At 57.3% G+C, this 17,289-nt stretch carries 15 protein-coding genes and 1 tRNA gene; 8 read left to right on the plus strand and 8 right to left on the minus strand.

Going from position 1 to position 17,289, the window contains the following annotated elements; all coding sequences use genetic code 11:
* Nucleotides 1-102: 102 nt before the first annotated feature.
* The 4 genes from pqqF to JFT44_RS20755 all read right to left on the minus strand — a co-directional run bounded on the left by pqqF (nt 103) and on the right by JFT44_RS20755 (nt 5,646).
* On the minus strand, nt 103-2,490 hold the full coding sequence (gene pqqF, locus JFT44_RS20740; RefSeq protein ID WP_198831089.1) for a pyrroloquinoline quinone biosynthesis protein PqqF: 2,388 nt from the start codon (nt 2,488-2,490) through the stop codon (nt 103-105).
* A 50-nt stretch (nt 2,491-2,540) separates the two neighbouring features.
* A complete protein-coding gene (locus JFT44_RS20745; RefSeq protein ID WP_198831090.1) occupies nt 2,541-3,335 on the minus strand; it encodes a carbon-nitrogen hydrolase family protein in 795 nt (264 codons plus the stop codon).
* Nucleotides 3,336-3,346: 11 nt separating this feature from the next.
* Nucleotides 3,347-5,038: an NAD(P)/FAD-dependent oxidoreductase gene (locus JFT44_RS20750; protein ID WP_198831091.1), complete on the minus strand. Its 1,692-nt coding sequence runs from the start codon at nt 5,036-5,038 to the stop codon at nt 3,347-3,349.
* Between the two features lie 146 nt (nt 5,039-5,184).
* Nucleotides 5,185-5,646, minus strand: a complete 462-nt coding sequence (locus JFT44_RS20755; RefSeq protein WP_057440306.1) for an Lrp/AsnC family transcriptional regulator — start codon at nt 5,644-5,646, stop codon at nt 5,185-5,187.
* Nucleotides 5,647-5,958: 312 nt separating this feature from the next.
* Between JFT44_RS20755 and JFT44_RS20760 the strand changes: the two genes are divergently transcribed.
* The 8 genes from JFT44_RS20760 (at nt 5,959) to JFT44_RS20795 (ending at nt 12,335) form a co-directional block, all read left to right on the plus strand.
* Nucleotides 5,959-7,332, plus strand: coding sequence for an integrase (locus JFT44_RS20760; RefSeq protein ID WP_198831092.1), 1,374 nt, complete (start codon nt 5,959-5,961; stop codon nt 7,330-7,332).
* A gap of 299 nt (nt 7,333-7,631) precedes the next feature.
* On the plus strand, nt 7,632-7,829 hold the full coding sequence (locus tag JFT44_RS29220) for a helix-turn-helix transcriptional regulator (protein ID WP_374068254.1): 198 nt from the start codon (nt 7,632-7,634) through the stop codon (nt 7,827-7,829).
* A gap of 2 nt (nt 7,830-7,831) precedes the next feature.
* The gene (locus JFT44_RS20770) at nt 7,832-8,149 is read left to right on the plus strand and encodes a helix-turn-helix domain-containing protein (protein WP_198831094.1); all 318 of its coding nucleotides are present in this window, start codon (nt 7,832-7,834) and stop codon (nt 8,147-8,149) included.
* Entirely contained in the window at nt 8,146-8,418 is a 273-nt protein-coding gene (locus JFT44_RS20775) for a hypothetical protein (protein ID WP_198831095.1), read from the plus strand. The genes JFT44_RS20770 and JFT44_RS20775 overlap by 4 nt, the downstream gene beginning before the upstream one ends.
* Complete coding sequence (locus JFT44_RS20780) at nt 8,415-10,760, plus strand: phage/plasmid primase, P4 family (protein ID WP_198831096.1); 2,346 nt, start codon at nt 8,415-8,417, stop codon at nt 10,758-10,760. The genes JFT44_RS20775 and JFT44_RS20780 overlap by 4 nt, the downstream gene beginning before the upstream one ends.
* A gap of 310 nt (nt 10,761-11,070) precedes the next feature.
* Nucleotides 11,071-11,370 carry a hypothetical protein gene (locus JFT44_RS20785; RefSeq protein ID WP_198831097.1) on the plus strand — a complete coding sequence of 100 codons (300 nt, stop codon included), beginning with the start codon at nt 11,071-11,073 and terminating at the stop codon, nt 11,368-11,370.
* A gap of 133 nt (nt 11,371-11,503) precedes the next feature.
* Entirely contained in the window at nt 11,504-12,025 is a 522-nt protein-coding gene (locus JFT44_RS20790; protein ID WP_198831098.1) for a hypothetical protein, read from the plus strand.
* A 49-nt stretch (nt 12,026-12,074) separates the two neighbouring features.
* The gene (locus JFT44_RS20795; protein WP_198831099.1) at nt 12,075-12,335 is read left to right on the plus strand and encodes a hypothetical protein; all 261 of its coding nucleotides are present in this window, start codon (nt 12,075-12,077) and stop codon (nt 12,333-12,335) included.
* 9 nt (nt 12,336-12,344) lie between these two features.
* On the opposite strand, the gene JFT44_RS20800 is transcribed toward JFT44_RS20795, so the two are convergent.
* The 4 genes from JFT44_RS20800 to JFT44_RS20815 form a co-directional block, all read right to left on the minus strand.
* Nucleotides 12,345-12,752: a hypothetical protein gene (locus JFT44_RS20800; RefSeq protein ID WP_198831100.1), complete on the minus strand. Its 408-nt coding sequence runs from the start codon at nt 12,750-12,752 to the stop codon at nt 12,345-12,347.
* Between the two features lie 32 nt (nt 12,753-12,784).
* Nucleotides 12,785-13,150: a hypothetical protein gene (locus JFT44_RS20805; RefSeq protein ID WP_198831101.1), complete on the minus strand. Its 366-nt coding sequence runs from the start codon at nt 13,148-13,150 to the stop codon at nt 12,785-12,787.
* Nucleotides 13,151-13,331: 181 nt separating this feature from the next.
* Nucleotides 13,332-13,408 (minus strand) — tRNA-Ile (locus JFT44_RS20810).
* A 15-nt stretch (nt 13,409-13,423) separates the two neighbouring features.
* Nucleotides 13,424-17,167, minus strand: coding sequence for a bifunctional diguanylate cyclase/phosphodiesterase (locus tag JFT44_RS20815; protein WP_198831102.1), 3,744 nt, complete (start codon nt 17,165-17,167; stop codon nt 13,424-13,426).
* Nucleotides 17,168-17,289 lie beyond the last annotated feature (122 nt).

Genomic DNA, 17,289 nt, shown 5'->3' on the forward strand with positions numbered 1-17,289 from the left:
TGGCGGAGATGTTCAGATGTGTGTGGGAATATTACCCATTTCTCGCCGAGCTAGCGCTGTCTTGGCAGAAAAAGCCTTTTGCAGCATCGGCAACGATTAGCTTCATTGCTGCCAGCAATCGCCCACCGCCGCACCATTGGCCAGGCACTGCCAGCCGCCGGCGGCTTGCTTGAGTTGCTGCGCCGCATCGACGAGGTTCTGACGGTTGCGGGCCTGGATCAACTGTTGCAGTTGCTCAAGATAGTCCGTGCCATGCCCCGCCAAATGCGCCTGCCAGAGCAACTCGGCGGCTTGGGCGTTGGGCAGTGTCTGTGGCGAGAACTGCTGGGCCAGGGTGGTGTTGCCCAAGTCGTCGTTCCCCTTGATCAAGGCTGGCAGTTGCGTGAGGAAGGCCTGGATGTGTTCGAGCAGGCCCGCAAGCGCGACATTGGGCGACTGCACGCCAAATAGCAGGCCGGTTTGCCCATTGAACTGTCGGATGCCACTGAATACTGCGTAGCCCACTTGCAACTCGACACGTAGGCGTTGGTAAAACGGGACCTGCGCCAGGTGAGCGAGCAACCGCCAGTCGGCTTCGTCTGCGAGGGATTGGCTGGGGGCCGGGCAAAACAGCAGCAAGGCGGCTTCGTCGCCATCGGTTGTGACGGTTTGCCAGCGATGTTGGCCGTTGATGGACAGAGCTTTGTGTTCACTGTCGGTGCAGTGTCCGGGTAGGCGTGCCGCCGCATTTTTGATCGCCATTTCGCACGCAGCGGGCAGGCCAATGCCCAAGCCTTGCCAGCGAGCGGTGGCCCACCGGTCAGGTAGCGCGTTGACGTTAGCGGTGTCGGCAAAACAGGTCGGTAGTACCTTGAGCAGTTCGCGAATGGCCATCTGCGGCGCCGGGCTGGCGAGTGCGTTGTGCCAAAGGTTGGCAGCGGGCCGGGTCAGGTCCCGTGCCAGTTGCTCGACGATGGCCGGCATCGGTTCATGCAGCCCGCTCATTTTCAGCAGCCAGTCATTGCCTACGGCTTCGAAGGATAATTCCACGCCGGCCTGACGGGCGTTGGTCCGCAGTGTTTGCAGGCTGTTATCCAAGCCCTGCGCGGGCGAATCCAGTTGCCAGCGCAGGTACAGGGCGCCTTCGTCGCTATCGGCAGGCAATGCTTGGCTGAACGACAGGCCTGGCAGTTCGCGCCGGCCACGGGAGCGGTCTTGGGCAAAGGTACGCAAGCCGCGATGGGCGCTGGTCTGGCCACGAATCAGTCCGGGACGTTGTTCCTGGGGGGCCCGTTGCAGGAATGGATTGCTCGGCGGCAGTTGCCAGGCCTGTTGCGCGGGCGTCGGTTGCAGCGTATTCAGCATGGCCTTGAGGGCCTGGCAGTGGGGCTCTGAAAGTTGCGCCTCGAAGTGTTCACTGTCCTGGCGCGCCAGAGCCAGGGCACCACGGACTTGTCGCTGGTGGTCGACCAGCAGGGCGTACTCTTCACGCAGCGCCGTCCAGTCGCTGTGAGCGAAAAAGCCCAGCCAGTCGTTTAACAGTGCTTCGATGGCCGGGGCCTGTTGTGAACCCTTTGGCCCCAGGTTGAATTCGATATCCAGCAGCGCCTGCCCGGCGAATTGGTACAGCACCTTGGCATGTAGCGCGCTTGCCCATTCCCGGCTTTTTAGCTCGGCGAGCAAACCGCCGGCCGCTTCGGCATTCAGCCAGGTGCAGAGGAACTCCAGGGCTTCACGGGGTGCATTACAGGCGATGAGGTGGTGCAGATGCTGTTTGTCGAGGTGTTGATAGCGATGTTGATCGCCGTCCATCAATGCCGGTGGCGCCTGCTGCGGGCGTAGGTGGCCTGAGGGCAGGCTGTCGGCAAAGCACTGGGCCAGGGCTTGCAGCTCCTCGAGCGACTGTGGGCCGGCAAGGCTCAAGGTCATTTGCCCGGCTTGATAGAAGTCTTGATAAAACCCGCGCAACCCTTGTTGGAAATCCTCCTGTGGCACCGGCAGGCTGTCGCGATTACCCGCATGAAACCCCCGCAGCGGATGCCCGCTAGCCAGGCCTTCAACTATCGCGACTTGATGCTGTGCCTCGGCATCCTGGGACCAGGCGACAAACTCCGCCTGTAACACCTCACGCTCGCGCAGTTGTTCGTCCATGGCCAGGCGTGGGTGGGCGAGCATATCGCCCAGGCGCTGCAGCGCGTCGCCAAACACCGGGGTGGGCACTTCAAAGAAGAAGTCGGTGGTGCGCTCGCGAGTACTGGCGTTGACCTGCCCGCCGTGGCGCTGCACGTAAGCCATCAAACCGTCGGGTGCAGGAAAAGCCTCGGTGCCGAGAAACAACAGGTGCTCGAGAAAATGTGCCAGCCCTGGCCAGGCCAACGGCGCGTCATGGCTGCCAGCCGCTACCCGCAAGGCTGCTGCACAGCGCTTGAGGCGTGGGGCATGACGCAGGGAAACCCGCAGGCCATTGGCCAGGGTCAGTTGTAAATAATGAGGGTGGGCCGGCACAGGCATGAGCACTTCCAGAACGTAGGAAGTGCCTATGCTAGCGCAAAGCGCGGTGGTCAGTGCTTGTGCAGCGCTGCGTATAGCTCGGGGCGCCGGTCTGCCAGGTAGTGATTGGCCGCTTGCGCGTCGCGCATCGCCTGGCGGTCGAGGGTGGCGACGATCAGCGCTTCATCCAGGCCGGCTTGGGCGACACGTTGGCCATTCGGCGCCGCGATGCTGCTTTGCCCGCAATACTGGATCTGGTCCTCATGCCCGCAATAGTTGGCGTAGGCCACATAGCACTGGTTTTCAAAGGCCCGTGCCCGCACGGTGACATCCGCGACGAAGTCGAAGGGCACCATGTTGGCCGTCGGTACCAGGATCAACTCGGCGCCGGCCAGGGCCAGGCGCCGGGTGTTTTCCGGGAACTCCAGGTCGTAGCAGATGAGGAGTCCCAGCTTCCAGCCGTTCAACTCGACGATGGGGAATTCGTCGCCGCCGGCGCTGAACATCGAGTGATCGAGATCACCGAACAAGTGCGTCTTGCGGTAGTTGCACAGGCGCTGGCCATTGGCGTCGATCAGTTGCACGGCATTGTAGATCTGCCCATCTTCGGCCCGCTCCGGGTAGCCGTACAGAATTGCCAGGCCCGCGTTCTGCGCCAGTTCGGCAATGGTTTGTGCCGATGGCCCATCTTGCGCTTCTGCCAGCGCGCCCACTGCTTCAACACCAATGTTGTAGCCGGTGAGGAACATCTCCGGCAGCACCAGCACATCTGCATCGGACGCCTCATGGGCGACGCTATGCAGGCGCTTGAGATTGCCGGCCACATCCAGCGGCAATGGCGGGCATTGGTACAGGGCGACACGCATGGCTTGACTCCTTATTCGGCCAGGGCGATGGGGCCGATCTCATCGAATACATCCCCAGGCCCCGGGTTTTGCGGGTGGGTGCTGCCACCGAAGTGGGTCATGATGCCCCAAACCGCGTTCAGCGAGGTCTGCACTGCGCCTTCGACCCAGGCTGGGGTCCAGGATACATCGTCGCCGGCAATGAAAATCCCGCGCTGCTCGGCCGGCATATCCTTTTGCATGAAGTGTGCGTACATACGCTGGTTATAGCGGTAGTGGCCCGGCAGCGCGCCCTTGAACGCGCCGAGGAAGTGCGGGTCGGCCTCCCAGGAGACGGTGATCGGGTCGCCAATGATCCGCGCCTTGAGGTCGACTTTCGGGTAGATCTTTTTCAGCGCATCGAGTGCCAGCTTCACCCGTTTATCAATGGGCTGCGGCAGCATTTTCAGGGCGTCGCTCATCCACGAGTAGGACAGGCAGATAACCCCTGGCTTATCGTCGCCGTTGTCGAACAGATAAGTGCCACGGGTCAGGCGGTCGGTGAGGGTCATGCTCATCAGGTCGCGGCCGGTTTCCGGGTCTTTGTCCTTCCAGAAAGGCCGATCGACCATGACAAAGGTTTTCGACGACTGCATATAGCGCGTGCGATCCAGAGCCATCCACATTTTTTGCGAGAACAGGCTTTCGTCGCACTCGATCTGAGTGGTCAGCAGCCAGCTCTGGCAGGTGGTCAGCACGGCGGCGTATTCCCGGGTGTCGCCGTAATTGTCGGTGACCGCGAAACGCCCGTCGGCAGCAGGGGCAATGCGCTTGACTCCAGCCCGGGGGGCGCCATGGTGCAGGGAGCTGAGGCTGGTACCGGCTGGCCAATGGGCGCAACGCTCCGGCACGTGGCGCCAGATCCCCATGGGCACCTGCGCCACGCCACCGACCACCAGGTGCTGGTGGTCGTCGCAATTGGTCATCACCACCCGGAAGATTTCCAGCATCGAGTTGGGGAAGTCCGAGTCCCAGCCACCGGTGCCGAAACCTACCTGGCCGAACACCTCGCGGTGATGGAACGACAGCTTGGCGAACGCCTTGGACGTGGCGACGAAGTCGTAGAAGGTGCGGTCATCCCACAGCGGTACCAGGGTGTTCCACAGCTCTTTGAGCCGTGGTACATCGCGGTCGCGAATGGCTTGCTGGATATCGCTGAACTGCGAACCGGCCTCCAGGGCGTCGGCCCAGGCGTCGGCCACTTCCTGGAACAGCGCAGGAAGGTCCGCGAGTTTCTGTGCGTAATGGGTCTGGCCTTCCAGGTCGATCACGGTACTGCCGGAGGCAGGCGTCAACGGGTTGGGGAAGGGCTTGGTTTCCAGTCCCAGCTTATCCACATAGTGGTAGAACGCCGTCGACGACACCGGGAAACGCATGCCGCCCAGTTCGGCGATGATGCCTTCGGCTCCTTCAAACGCCTGGGAGCGCAGGCGCCCGCCCATTTTCGAGGCTTCATACACCACTGGCTTGAGACCGAGCTTCATCAGCTCGTAGGCGGCCACCAGCCCGGCAATACCCGCGCCGACAATCGCCACTTCGGCGCCGTGGTTGGCGGCAGGAATACTGCCCAGCCCGGCCGGGTGTTCGATCCAGTCATCGAAGGCGAACGGGAAGTCCGGACCAAAGATGGTGATAGGTTTTTTACCGTCTGCAGGGTGGCGATTGTTCTTGTGAGTGGCGTTCATGGCTGACCTTGCTGGCAACTCCGCGGGGCACGACCCGTGAAGTATAGGAAAAGATGGCAGCCATTCTAGGGAGCGTAGCGCTCGTTAATAAGACGCAATGTGTCGTCGGTTTGATTTGTTTTTAGTCGAAGTGACGAAGCTGGCGGTCAGATTGGCTGGCCGCGATCCAATTTGCTGCTGAGGATGATCGAGGTGGTGGTCTTTTCTACCCCATCGACACTGCCGATTTGGTCCAGCAGTTGATCCAGCTGCTCCGGCGAGTCGGTGCGCAGCCAGGCTACATAGTCAAACTCACCACTGACCGCACACAATTGCTGGACCTGAGCCATGGCACTGAGTCGGCGCAGCACTTCCTTGCCGGAACGCGGTTGCACCGTGATCCCCACATACGCCTGCAGCCCCCCATCCACCACCCGCTGGCCAAGGCGCACGCCATAACCGGTAATCACCTGAGTCTTTTCCAGACGCGCCAGGCGCGAGGTCACCGTGGTGCGGGCAATCCCCAATTGCCGAGCAAGCATTGCCACGCTTTCACGGGCGTTGAGCTGCAAGGCGGCGATTAGTTGGCGGTCGATTTCATCGAGAACGGGAGGGCGGGTGGCGGACAAGATGGGCTCCGGCGTGGGCGGCAATGGGGGAGCATGTTACAGGCTCATGGCCAGTGGTGCTTGGGGGGACCGCCAGAAACGCGAAAGCCGCGCAGTGCGCGGCTTCTAGAGATGGTGGGCCCAGTAGGACTCGAACCTACGACCAAGGGATTATGAGTCACAAGATTTGAAATACTCTGTCGCCTCATGAAACGACAACATCTTATAAAGCGGCGCTTTCAAGCCTATCTACCGTTTCGTGCCGTTTCTTATTATCTCCTAAAATTGCTATGATTCGTTGAGCAATTCGTTAAGAGAATTAAGGGGCTAGGAATGGCGCAGAAACTGGTTCACAGCAAGATCACGGCGTTGAAGAAAGGCACGCTTTCCGAGGCTTTGGCGGGGAAAGGAGCAGGCTCCCTTATCTTTGAACGCCGAGCTACTGGTGTGCTGGTTTACTTGAGTCTGCGCCGAGAAGGAAAGCAGGAGCGGTTAAAGCTAGGAATCTATTCCGAAAAAACATTAGTTGAGTGGCGTGCCTACGCTGCTGCTAAGTCTCTGGAGATCCGTGCTTTTTCAAGCATTGATGCCTATGAGGACGCGAAAAAGGAGCGCCAGCGCTCAACCCAACGTGCTGCCGAGGTTGAGGCGCGACAGGGAACGCTGGGCCAAATGCTGAATGCCTATGTCGACGATATGGAACGCAGGGGGAAGTCCAGTGCCAAGGCGGTGCGCGGTGCGCTAAAGCTGGATGTTCTCGACCCATTCCCTGAGTTGTCGCAATGCAAAGCCAAGGAAGTCGAGCCCAGCGATATTGCTAACATCCTGCGTCGTTGCCTGACTCGCTCAGTCGCCAGCAAAGGGCGTGGCGTTCGCTTGACGAAGGCTTCAGCAACCAATGGTAAGAAACGGCAGGCTGATAAATTGCGCTCGTACCTTCAAGCGGCGTTTTCGTTCGGGCTTGCGAGCGATCTGAACCCGCTCCGCGCTGGTGACGCTGTTCAATACGGTCTCAAATCAAACCCTGCGCGTGACGTGCCAACTATCGAGGGCGCCAATCAAGCGAATACCTGGTCGCTGACCAAAGAAGAATTGAGGGCGGTTGTTCTAGCCGTTGAGGATTTGCCTGAGCGCCGCTGTGCAATTGCGAAGGCGATGCTTTACCTAGCTGGACAACGGGTAGAGATGCTCTGCCGTGTAACTTGGGCCGACATCTATGACGATGGCGAGCATGGAGAGGTAATGCGATTAATCGACCTCAAGGGTGGTAAGGGGGCTCCGTCACGAGAGCATCTATTGCCGATCACTCAGCGACTGCGCGAAATCCTGTCACCACTGATAGCTCTTCAGGATACCGGTAAGGCGCCTGGGCCATTCTCTCTACGTGGCAAGGTCAGCATTACACCTGGTACTGCGCTGGATATTTTCTCGGGGCTTGGTGATCAGCTTTCGGCCAAAGGTGAGGCTCGCCGTTTCACTTGGCGGACACTTAGGGCAACTATCGAAACTCACTTGGCGTCGTTGGGTGTGAATCAAGAGCGCCGCGCATGGCTGTTGTCGCATGGCCGCTCAGGCGTCCAGGCAAAGCATTATGACCGATGGAGTTATCTACCGGAGAAGCGTGGGGATTTGGATAGATGGGCGCGTTATCTAGATGATCTCGCGGGCGTTGCTCCTGCTGATAATGTAGTTTCGCTAAGAGCTTGAGCGTCTTTTTCTGACTGGCCGTTGTATTTTGGTCGAGAGCAGACCCTTGGGTCATAGCGCCCTGACGTCGTTAAAAACCATGTTAAACTTTCTGGGTCGCAAAGAAATGCCACGGCTTAAAAAGGCGTGGCAATCTTGAGATATACGCTTTATGTCCTAAGTGGGTGCAACCACTAAGGCTAGAGTATCCAAGCTATTCGCTGGGCGTCTCTTCACTTTCAAAAGGGATCTTAGCCCGGCTCTGGTATCAGGGCAAGAAAATTATGCAATCAAAGTATACCCCGTCGCAATTGGCAGACATGGCGACTACCCGCGAGGCCGACCTCAAGCTACTAAACAAAAAGCAGGTGTGCGCTATTCTGGGCGTTTCACCTGTAACCCTGTGGCGCTGGGTTTGCGCAGGACATTTCCCTAAGCCGATTCAGCTGGGACCCCGTCGTGTTGCTTGGCGATCGTCCGCCGTCGAAGCCTTCCTAGCAAAAACAGAGGCGGCTTAATCATGAAGATTAAACAGCCCTACGAGCTAGGGGTGGCATCGGCTTGCCTTCAGAAAGTTGACGATCTCACAGCAACCAGCGCTTACGTACAACGGCAGCGTGTCCTGGCCGTACTGATAGATCATCCTGCAAGCACCTTTGAGCTACGAGATTGCTACAACGTGATGATGCCGGGCGCTCGTGTAATTGAGTTGCGGGAGCAAGGGCACGAGATTTTGACGAAGCGTCAAAACCTTCCGGATCGCTTCGGCCGTATTCATCCGCGTGTTGCAGTTTACGTGTTGGTTCGGTTGGCTCAACAAAAGGAACTTGTGGCATGAATACTCAGCAAATCACACAAGTGAAAGCCCTTGCAGGCCTGTACCAGATGATCGGAAATGCCTCTTTGATCAGTGCTAACGATAACGACGATGCGCTCGCAATTAGCGTATTCGTGAAGGCCTTCGATAGTCTCAAGTCCGCACCGCTTGATGTGGGGGAGGTCAATCGCCGCTATCTGGCGGCGTTCAATTCAGGCAAAGCACTTGCTGGTCTGATTGAGGCCGAGCGTGTGCAAATAATCGCTAGTTACCGTGGGGGTGTGCAATGATCGCCTCTGCTCTGAAGGCAATGCCAGACGTCGATGAGGCTATGCGATTCTTGGCGCTCTTAGACCCTGATTCGCAACCGCAAGATTGGCACTATCGAGCTATCCACCCAATGCAAGGAGCACGCAAGGCAAACTCTTTGTATGACTTGCAGGCGAAAAATATTGCCGGGTGGGGCGCTTACGCTGTTGTGAATGCTGGCGGGCATGACGCAGCGAGCATCACCCGTATTCGCGCTCTCTATGTGGACTTTGACGTAATCGATGATCATCTGGATCGGCTGTCGCTTGTCCCCTTTGCTCCGTCAATCATTGTCGAGTCGTCACCCGGTAAGCATCACGCGTATTGGTGTGTGGATGGCGTGCCTTTGAATGAGTTTGAGGCTGCTCAGAGAAAGCTGATTGCACTGGTTGATAGTGACAAGAGTATTCACGACCTACCCCGTGTGATGCGTCTGCCTGGGTTCAACCACACAAAAGCGCAGCCTGTAAGGTCGTGCATTGTTCACGAGGGCGGCCAGCGATATACATGGGCCGAGTTCTCGGAATGGCTGGACACGCTGAGGGAGTCGCAACTAAGCGCCGCTAACGATCCTGGGGAGCGGGGTAGCAGTGATCACACAGAGTTGTTAGCTGAGTTGTTGCAAGGCGAGAGTGTCCACGATAACGCCTTGCGAATTGTTGGCCGAATGGTGGCAAGGGGTGCTGACGATGAGTTGATTCATCTGGTTTTTTCCGCCGTAGCTCCTGAAGTGGTAAAGCAGCGAGGTGCAGAACGGGCCTCCGCGCTGTTGGGTGCCGAGCTGGCTGGAATGATTGAGGGCGCACGTCGCAAAGGATATGCACCTATTCCGGCTCGGGCATACTCAGAAATCAATGCGGATGTGAAATTACTGAGCGATGAGAGCGAGTCGTCCGATATTGAAAGCCTAGTAGCAGAGGCTTTGTCCCGGAGTCCTATCGAGCGTGACCGTTTGCTCAAAGCAATCAAGCATCACACAGGTATCGGCCTGGGCACTTTGCGCGAGATGGCCCCTGCTGCGAATGATGATGATCACGAGGACCATCTTGAGCTTGCTCAGCGCGTTTTGGTTTCTATAGGTGCTGACAACATCCTCGCGTCCGGGCCGTTGGTTTACGAATGGCTGAGTCGAGGTGTCTGGCGAGTTGCTGAGGATCGAGCGGTAAAGCAGTTGGTTCAAAGGGCGCTTGCACCACACACGGCTATTACAGCGAACGTGGTCAATAACGTCGCGGACGTTTTCAAGACCGCGATCTATACCAAAGACCATGCTTTCAATCTAGGCGACCCGGAATCTGTGAATTGCATGTCAGGGGCTCTAGTGCGGCATGATTTGACTGGCGAATGGGAGCTTGAGCCACATAACAAGCTTGAGTATCGAACTACTCAGGTTCCAATTGAGTACCAGCCTGGAGCCGCTGCGCCTCGCTTCTCTCAGTTTCTGGGCGAGATTTTCGAGCCCGACAGCGATGGTAAAGAGAAGGCGCGGGCGTTGTTGGAAATGCTCGGATATACGCTGATGACGCATTGCAGGCATGAGCGATTCATTATGCTCATCGGTGGCGGCAGCAACGGTAAATCTGTTTTGCTGTCGGTGCTGGAGGCGCTGCTAGGGTCAGAGAATGTGTCCGGTGTACAACCTTCGCAGTTCGACCGTGCTTTCTCTCGTGCGCATTTGCACATGAAGCTAGCCAACATCGTTACCGAAATCCGGGAAGGTGAGGTAATCGCTGACGCCGCCTTGAAAGGCATTGTGTCAGGAGAGCCCGCGACGGTTGAGCATAAGTTCCAAGACCCGTTCGTCATGCGCCCGTACGCTACTTGCTGGTTTGGCACGAACCACATGCCACACACACGGGATTTTTCCGATGCCTTGTTCCGGCGTGCTTTGGTCATCCGTTTCAATAGGAAGTTTGACGCCAGTCTCGGCCAGACGGACCCCATGCTTAAAGAAAAGCTGCTAGCTGAGCTTCCCGGCATTCTCAACATGTCGCTGGATGCGTATAGCGAAGCACTGGAACACGGGTTTACTGATCCCGAGAGCAGTCGCCAAGCAAAAGAGGAATGGCGTCTAGAGGCCGATCAGGTGGCCCAGTTCGTTGATGACGTGTGTGAACGGAGTGCATTAGGAAAAGTCGGCTCTCAAAAGTTGTATGACACGTTCACGAGTTGGGCTTCTGATCAAGGAATCGCGCAGAAGGTTAAGCAGAAATCCTTTGTGGATAGGTTGGAGCGTCTGGGCTTCGGGCGTACGCGGGATCGACATGGAAAGTATGTAAGTGGCTTGGAGATTCGTCCAGGTTGGAGCATGCAACAGCAATAACAAGAAGGGGCCATCGCGGCCCCTTTTCTTTGTGCAATGTGTGCCGCTTGTGCCGGGTTATCTGAGATACCCCAACCTTTCAAAAAATATAAGTAGTGAAATATCAATATTGTATTTTTTCAGAAAGATAATGAATGTCGAAAAACCCGGCACAAGCGGCACACCGTACACTTGGATCTATATCTTGACCGATATATCGCCAATATAGATAGCCTGCTAAGTACTCTCGTGTTATTCCCCATATTAATAGACATGTTTTTACTTGGGGTATAATAGGCGCTCTTAATTAATTATGTGCAGGTAAATTATCATGGCTCGAAATCTTGTAAACGCCTCAGCTTCGCTTAATTCTGGCGACCTGGAATCATTGGTTGGAGTTCTCGAAGGGCTGGTAAAAGACATCGCGTCGATCAAGTTGGATCTGGCGTTTCTTAAGTCGGAAAATATTGAGGCTAATCGAAAGGTTGTTAGCGATAAATTTGGGGCGACTGTAGCTAAAGGTATGGGAAACAATGCCCAAGCCCTAGCCAAGCTTGCTGGGCAGCCTGCACCAACTAACGGGAACGCGATTCCAGACTTAAGCGAGTATTTTTCCGGGAGGGCTTTCTGATGGCCGCCGAAATCCGCAAGCCTGGACGTCCCGTAGGCACCAGTAACCGCAACCTGCTGCAAAGCCTGCTGCACCGTATGGCTATGATTGAGGCCAGTCTAGGACTCATCATGGTTCGTTTGGAGGCCCGAGCATGAGCACCGTCGAAATGATTGCCAGCCATGAACAGCAACTAATCGATGCCGAGTTGTTGCTAGCGTCCCTTAATGAGCAGTGGGAGTCCGCTTGCCGAGCTGGTGAAGACGTGGCGGCGCTAGAGGATCAGATTGATACGACAGCACGGCTAACAAAGCGACTGAGCCTGCGCTTGGAGGCTCTTCAGGATCAGAAAGTCAGCGAAGTGAACCAGGCAAAGATTGACGCCGCCAATGCTCAAGCCGCCGAGGCAATGGAGGCCGTGGAGCGCTTAGTCGTGGCTCGCAAATCAATTGCCCAGCTTGTCGAGAAGTTGAAGCCATTGATTGACACCCACAACGCGGCATTCCAGGTCATCGCTGATCGTTCGCAGCTTGCCGGGCACACGGTTAGCCTCGCTGGCGTTCGTAAGTCTCTAGAGGCTATCCAGCCGCTGGACATGGGCAACGTCGCGGCGATCACTAACTTGATGGGTACGAAACAGACCCTTGATATCGTCGTCGGTAGTTCTAGCCACTGATCCATCCGCCCGATCTTGACCGGTCGGGCAATACTACAACGGGCCTTATATGCACGTGATCGATGAGTTTGAGCCAGAAGACGATCAACCCAGTGATGAGCAGTTGCTTATCTGGGCTATCGAAGCTGCCGAGGTGATGCCCCCTAGGCGCTGGCTAGCTCGCTGGGGCGGTTTCCTAACGCCGAGGATGTGCGTGTGCAACGGTAAGACGAAGCGGCGCTACAACGATTTAGTGAAGGGTATGGCGAAGGCCACGAAACCGGTTCCTGACCGGGACGCCTCGCCTTATCCGGGAGTGATGTGGGCATAAGCAGCGGGTTTATATTTTTCGTTTTGCTTGTTTTGCAATATCGCACGCACCGTGTTCAGTTGAGGTTTTCGGTGGGATTTGGGCCGCATATGCAGGGTTTGTAGGTTCTGCTCTGAACAATCTGGTTAGTGCTAAGTTACTTCTGTCTATCGTGTAAATGTAAGTGGTTTTTAATCCGCCTACAACGTCGGATGTTTGATATGTAATCTGGTTGGATGAATAAAACCCCTCGGCATTGAATGCGCTGCCTAGCTTACTTATCTGCGTTATTTTTCCCGTGTCTTCGTCGGTTTTTACTGCGAACTCAATAGCCCCTCCTGCATGCTTGATGGTGCAATCGAGATAAATCGGCGCTGCCGTAGCCGATTGGCCTATTACGAAAGTGACAGAAAATAACAGAGCGTTGATCTTGTTCACTTTGCTTGCCTTTTATGGTTCTAGTCGTCAGCTTAGTTAGTTTGCGAGCTGTAAGGGTTTTGACCTTCATTAAAGGTAAAGTTAATGACAATGTCATCGCGAATCAGTACGTCCAGAGTTTTCTGTGTGCCGGTGGTGGTGACTTTCATCGTAACGATGTAGCTCTGCGCGTGCGCGGAACCGTTTGCGTAGGTGTATACCCATTTTTCATCGGTGTCGTTGACGGCGCTTTTTGCGAAAGGATCACCAAAGAGGGTCCTAAGCTCCGCTGTCGTTGTCTTCCCTTTGACGATGCTGGCGACGTTCTCTGACGGGAAATCTCTGCCGCTTGTGTAATGGGAGGTGGCGCAACCGTAAAGTGCGAGGCTCATTGCCAGTATTGCCAGTGCCTTTTTCATATCGATCCCTGGTGCCGTGGTTTTTCACAGCATACGCCCGGATTAAATCAAAAGGCCACTGCCTACACGAGCCGAGCAGTGGGCGGAGAGGCACAGACCGCATTCGTTGAGCAGTTCGTTAATTTTTTATGTGCGGAAATACAAAAGGCCTACGCCGATAGACGTAAGCCTTTGATTTGTATGGTGGGCCCACACGGACTCGAACCGTGGACCAAGGGATTATGAGTCCCCTGCTCTAACCAACTGAGCTATAGGCCCTCAGTAGGTCGCGGATTATAACGATGGTTTCTCCACTGTGCTATCCGAAAAATCCGAATGGGTCATGTGAAGGAAGGTCGCGGCGAATATGTCGGGGGGCAGGGGCAGGCTGACGATGTAGCCTTGCATTTGTTCGCAGCCTTCGTCAGTGAGGAAGGCCTGTTGGGCGAGGGTTTCTACGCCTTCGGCGATGATGGTGAATTGCATGCTGTGACCCAGGGCGATGATGGCGCGCACGATGGCGGCGTCGTGGGGGTCATCCGGCAGGCCGCGGACGAAGGACTGGTCGATTTTCAGGAAGTCCAGGGGCAGGCGCTTGAGGTAGCTTAAGGATGAATAGCCGGTGCCGAAGTCGTCGATGGCCAGCTGTACGCCCAGGCGCTTGAGTTTATGCAGTACTTCCAGGGCTTCTTCGGCCTGGCTCATGATGAAGTTTTCGGTGATTTCCAGTTGCAGGCAACCGGGCTCCAAGTGGTTGTCCCGGAGCAGTTGCTCGATGCGCCCCAGCAGGTTGGGGTGGCGCAGTTGGGCACCGGCGAGGTTGACGGAGAGTGGGCCAAAGTAGTCATAGGACTTGCGCCACTGGTGCAGTTGTCGGCAAGCCTGTTCCAGGACCCAGTCGCCGATTTGCAGGATCATGCCGTTTTCTTCGGCCAGGGCGATGAAGTGTTCGGGAGGCACGTCGCCGAATGTCGGGTGGCGCCAGCGGATCAGGGCTTCGGCGCCGATCAGTTGTTGGGTCTCCAGGCTCAGCTTGGGTTGGTAATACAGAAACAGTTCTTCGCGCTCTAAGGCGCGCCGCAGTTCGTGTTCGAGGGCGACGCGCTCGTTGGCCTGGGCGGTGAGGTCCTGGGTGTAGCGTTCGACCCGATTGCGGCCCTTGGCTTTGGAGCGGTACATGGCGGCATCGGCGTTTTTGACCAGGGTGGCAACGTCGATGCCATCTTGGGGATAGAAGCTGGTGCCGATGCTGGCGCTGATAAAGAACTCGTGCTCGCCCGCCTGGAAGGGCGGGGTGAAGCAGGCCAGCAGTTTATTGGCCAGGTGCTGGGCGTCGCTGGCTTGTTGCAGGCCGGGTAGCAGGATGATGAATTCGTCACCGCCCAGGCGGGCCACGGTGTCGATATCGCGCAACTGCTCCTTGAGGCGCACGGCAATGTCCTTGAGCAGCAGGTCGCCAATCGGGTGGCCGAGGCTGTCGTTGATGTGTTTGAAGCGGTCGAGGTCGAGAAACAGCACCGCGCCCTGGCTGCCGGTTTCCTGTTGGTTATTGAGGGCGGCCTGCAGGCGATTCTCAAACAGAGTGCGGTTGGGCAGGCCGGTGAGTGGGTCGTGGTGCGCCTGGTAGTCAAGCCGTGCCTGGGCGTGCTTGAGGCTGGAGATATCGGCAAATACCGCCACGAAGTGGGTGATCGACTGGTCGTGATTGCGCACGGCGCTGATGGTCAGCCAGCTGGGATACAACTCGCCGTTCTTGCGCCGGTTGGAGATCTCGCCTTGCCAGTGGCCGTTGGCGGTCAATTGATGCCACATCGCCGCGTAGAACGCGCTGTCGTGCAGGCCGGAAGCCAGCAGGCGTGGGGTGTGGCCCAGGGCTTCGGCTTCGCTGTAGCCAGTGATTTCGCTGAAGGCACGGTTGACGGCGCTGATGTTCTGCCGGGTATCGGTGATCAATACGCCTTCGGCGGTACTTTCGAAAACTGTTGCGGCCTGTTGCAGTTTTTCCTGCATCAACTGGCGTTCGGTAATGTCGCGGGCGATGGTCAGCATGCAATCGTCATCACCGATGGGCAGTGGGCGGCTGGACACCTCGCACAGGCGAATCTGCCCGTCACTGCGTCGGATATGGCAGACGAAATCACGCACCAGGCCGTCGCGCTGCAGCAGCTCGAGCATGTGCTTGCGTTCGTTCAAGTCCACCCAGATGCCCAGGTCCAGGGTCGATTGGTCCAGGGACATCGCACTGTTGAACCCGGTGATACGGCTAAAGCCTTCATTGACTTCCAGCAGCAGGCCATCACTCTGGCGGGTCAGTAACAAGCCATCCGGCGAGGCGTGGAAGGCCTTGGCGAACTTCTCTTCGGTAGTCTGCAGCAGTTGCTGGGTTTCCTTCAGTTGGGTGATATCCCGCACCACCACTACCAAGGCTGCGGTGGTATCGAGCTGGAAGGGTTCGGCAGAAATCAGCCCGGTAAACGCCTGGCCGTTGCTGCGCAGGAACGGCATCTCCAGGTTACGGATACTGGTGGTCTGCACGCGCTTGAGCAGGTTGGGCCCCACACCCTGGATACCCCAGATGTTCAGCTCGGTAGCGGTCTTGCCAATGACGTCTGCGGCGCTCAGGCCAATCTGGTCCTCGAATGCCTTGTTGACCTCCAGCAGACAGCCATCGGACAGGCGGGCGATTACCAGGATGTCCGGGCACTGCTGGAACACCGAGGCGAACTTCTCCTGCGAGAGCCGCAACGCTTCCTCGGTGCGCTTGGCCTCGCTGATATCAATCATCAGGCCACGCAGAACCGGCTCATGCCCATACTTGATCAGGCTGACAATGTCCCTGACCCACAGGCAGCGGCCGTCAGCGGTGATCACCCGGTAATCAATGCTGTGGTCGCGGTTGGCGCGGGTTTCCTGCTTGCAGAAGCTGTCGGCGCGGGTCAGGTCGGCGGGGTGAATGATGTTGCGCCAGAAGCCGGGGATCAGCCAGTGAGCCCGTGGATAGCCCAGTAGTTCTTCGGCGTGGGGTGACACGTAGCTGTAGGTGAAATCGTTGATGTCAGCTTCCCAGGCTATGGCGGAGAGGCTCTCTACCAGCCCACGGTAATGGTATTCGCTGCTGCGCAGTTTTTGCTCCAGGGCTACCCGGCGGGAAATTTCCGAACTGAGCCGGCGGTTGATCCGAATGACGATGGCCAGCACGGTACTCAACAGCAGCACGGCAGGCAGGCCGTAGAGCAGCAAGTCGGCCCAGAAGGCCCGGTGATCAATGACATTGCCGACCCAGTGCTTCTGGATCTCGTTAACTTCGCTGGGGCTGAGGTCGGCGAGCACTTTATCCAGAATGCCAATCAGCAGTTTGTTCTCTCGAGGCACGCCCATTGCCAGTTGGTAGCGATAGGGCGTTTCGCCACTGACATACAAGCCGTCGAGCTTGAGCTGGCGCAGGCTCCAGACGCTGGAGGCGAGGTCGCCGACGACGGCGTCCACCTCATCGGTGGCCAGGGCCTGCAACGTCGAGCTGACATTGGGCATCGCCACCAGGTTCAGGTCGGGATGGTGGGTGCGCAGCAATTCGTGGGGGGCATAGTTCTCCACCACGGCGATCTTCAGGCCATACAGGTCCTTGAGGGAGCGGGGCTGGGCACCGCCTTCATGGGCGAGAATGACGATGGGGAAGTCGAGGTAAGGCCGGGAGAATGCGAGGAAGCCCTGGCGCTCCGGGGTGGACATGATGCCCGGCAACAGGTCGAGCTGGTTGTTCCGCGCCTGCTCCAGCAATGCGCTCCAGTTGGCCGGTTCTATCAGCTTGATCTTGATGCCCAGGCGTTCCTGGAGCAGCCTCACATAGTCAGCGGCCAGGCCCTGATAGCGACCTTCTTCATCGCGATATTCAAACGGCGGCCACGAGGCATCAACGCCCAGGCGCAATTCTGGGTGGTCCGCCAACCAGCCATGCTCTTCATCTGTGAGAGTCAACGCGCCAGCCGTCGCGGTCCAGGTCAGCAGCGACAGCAGTAGCACGGTCGGCAGTCTGGGCATAACGGTCTCGTTATGGCACGGGGAATATTTCGAGTGTAGACGGGCATTGCGAGGGGGAGTGACGCGGGGAGGATTTAATCTGCACAAAGCAAAACCCCCAGGCCTGGGCCTGGGGGTTTTGT

The organism is Pseudomonas sp. MF5691 (assembly GCF_016405645.1).
GTDB classification, from domain to species: domain Bacteria; phylum Pseudomonadota; class Gammaproteobacteria; order Pseudomonadales; family Pseudomonadaceae; genus Aquipseudomonas; species Aquipseudomonas shahriarae.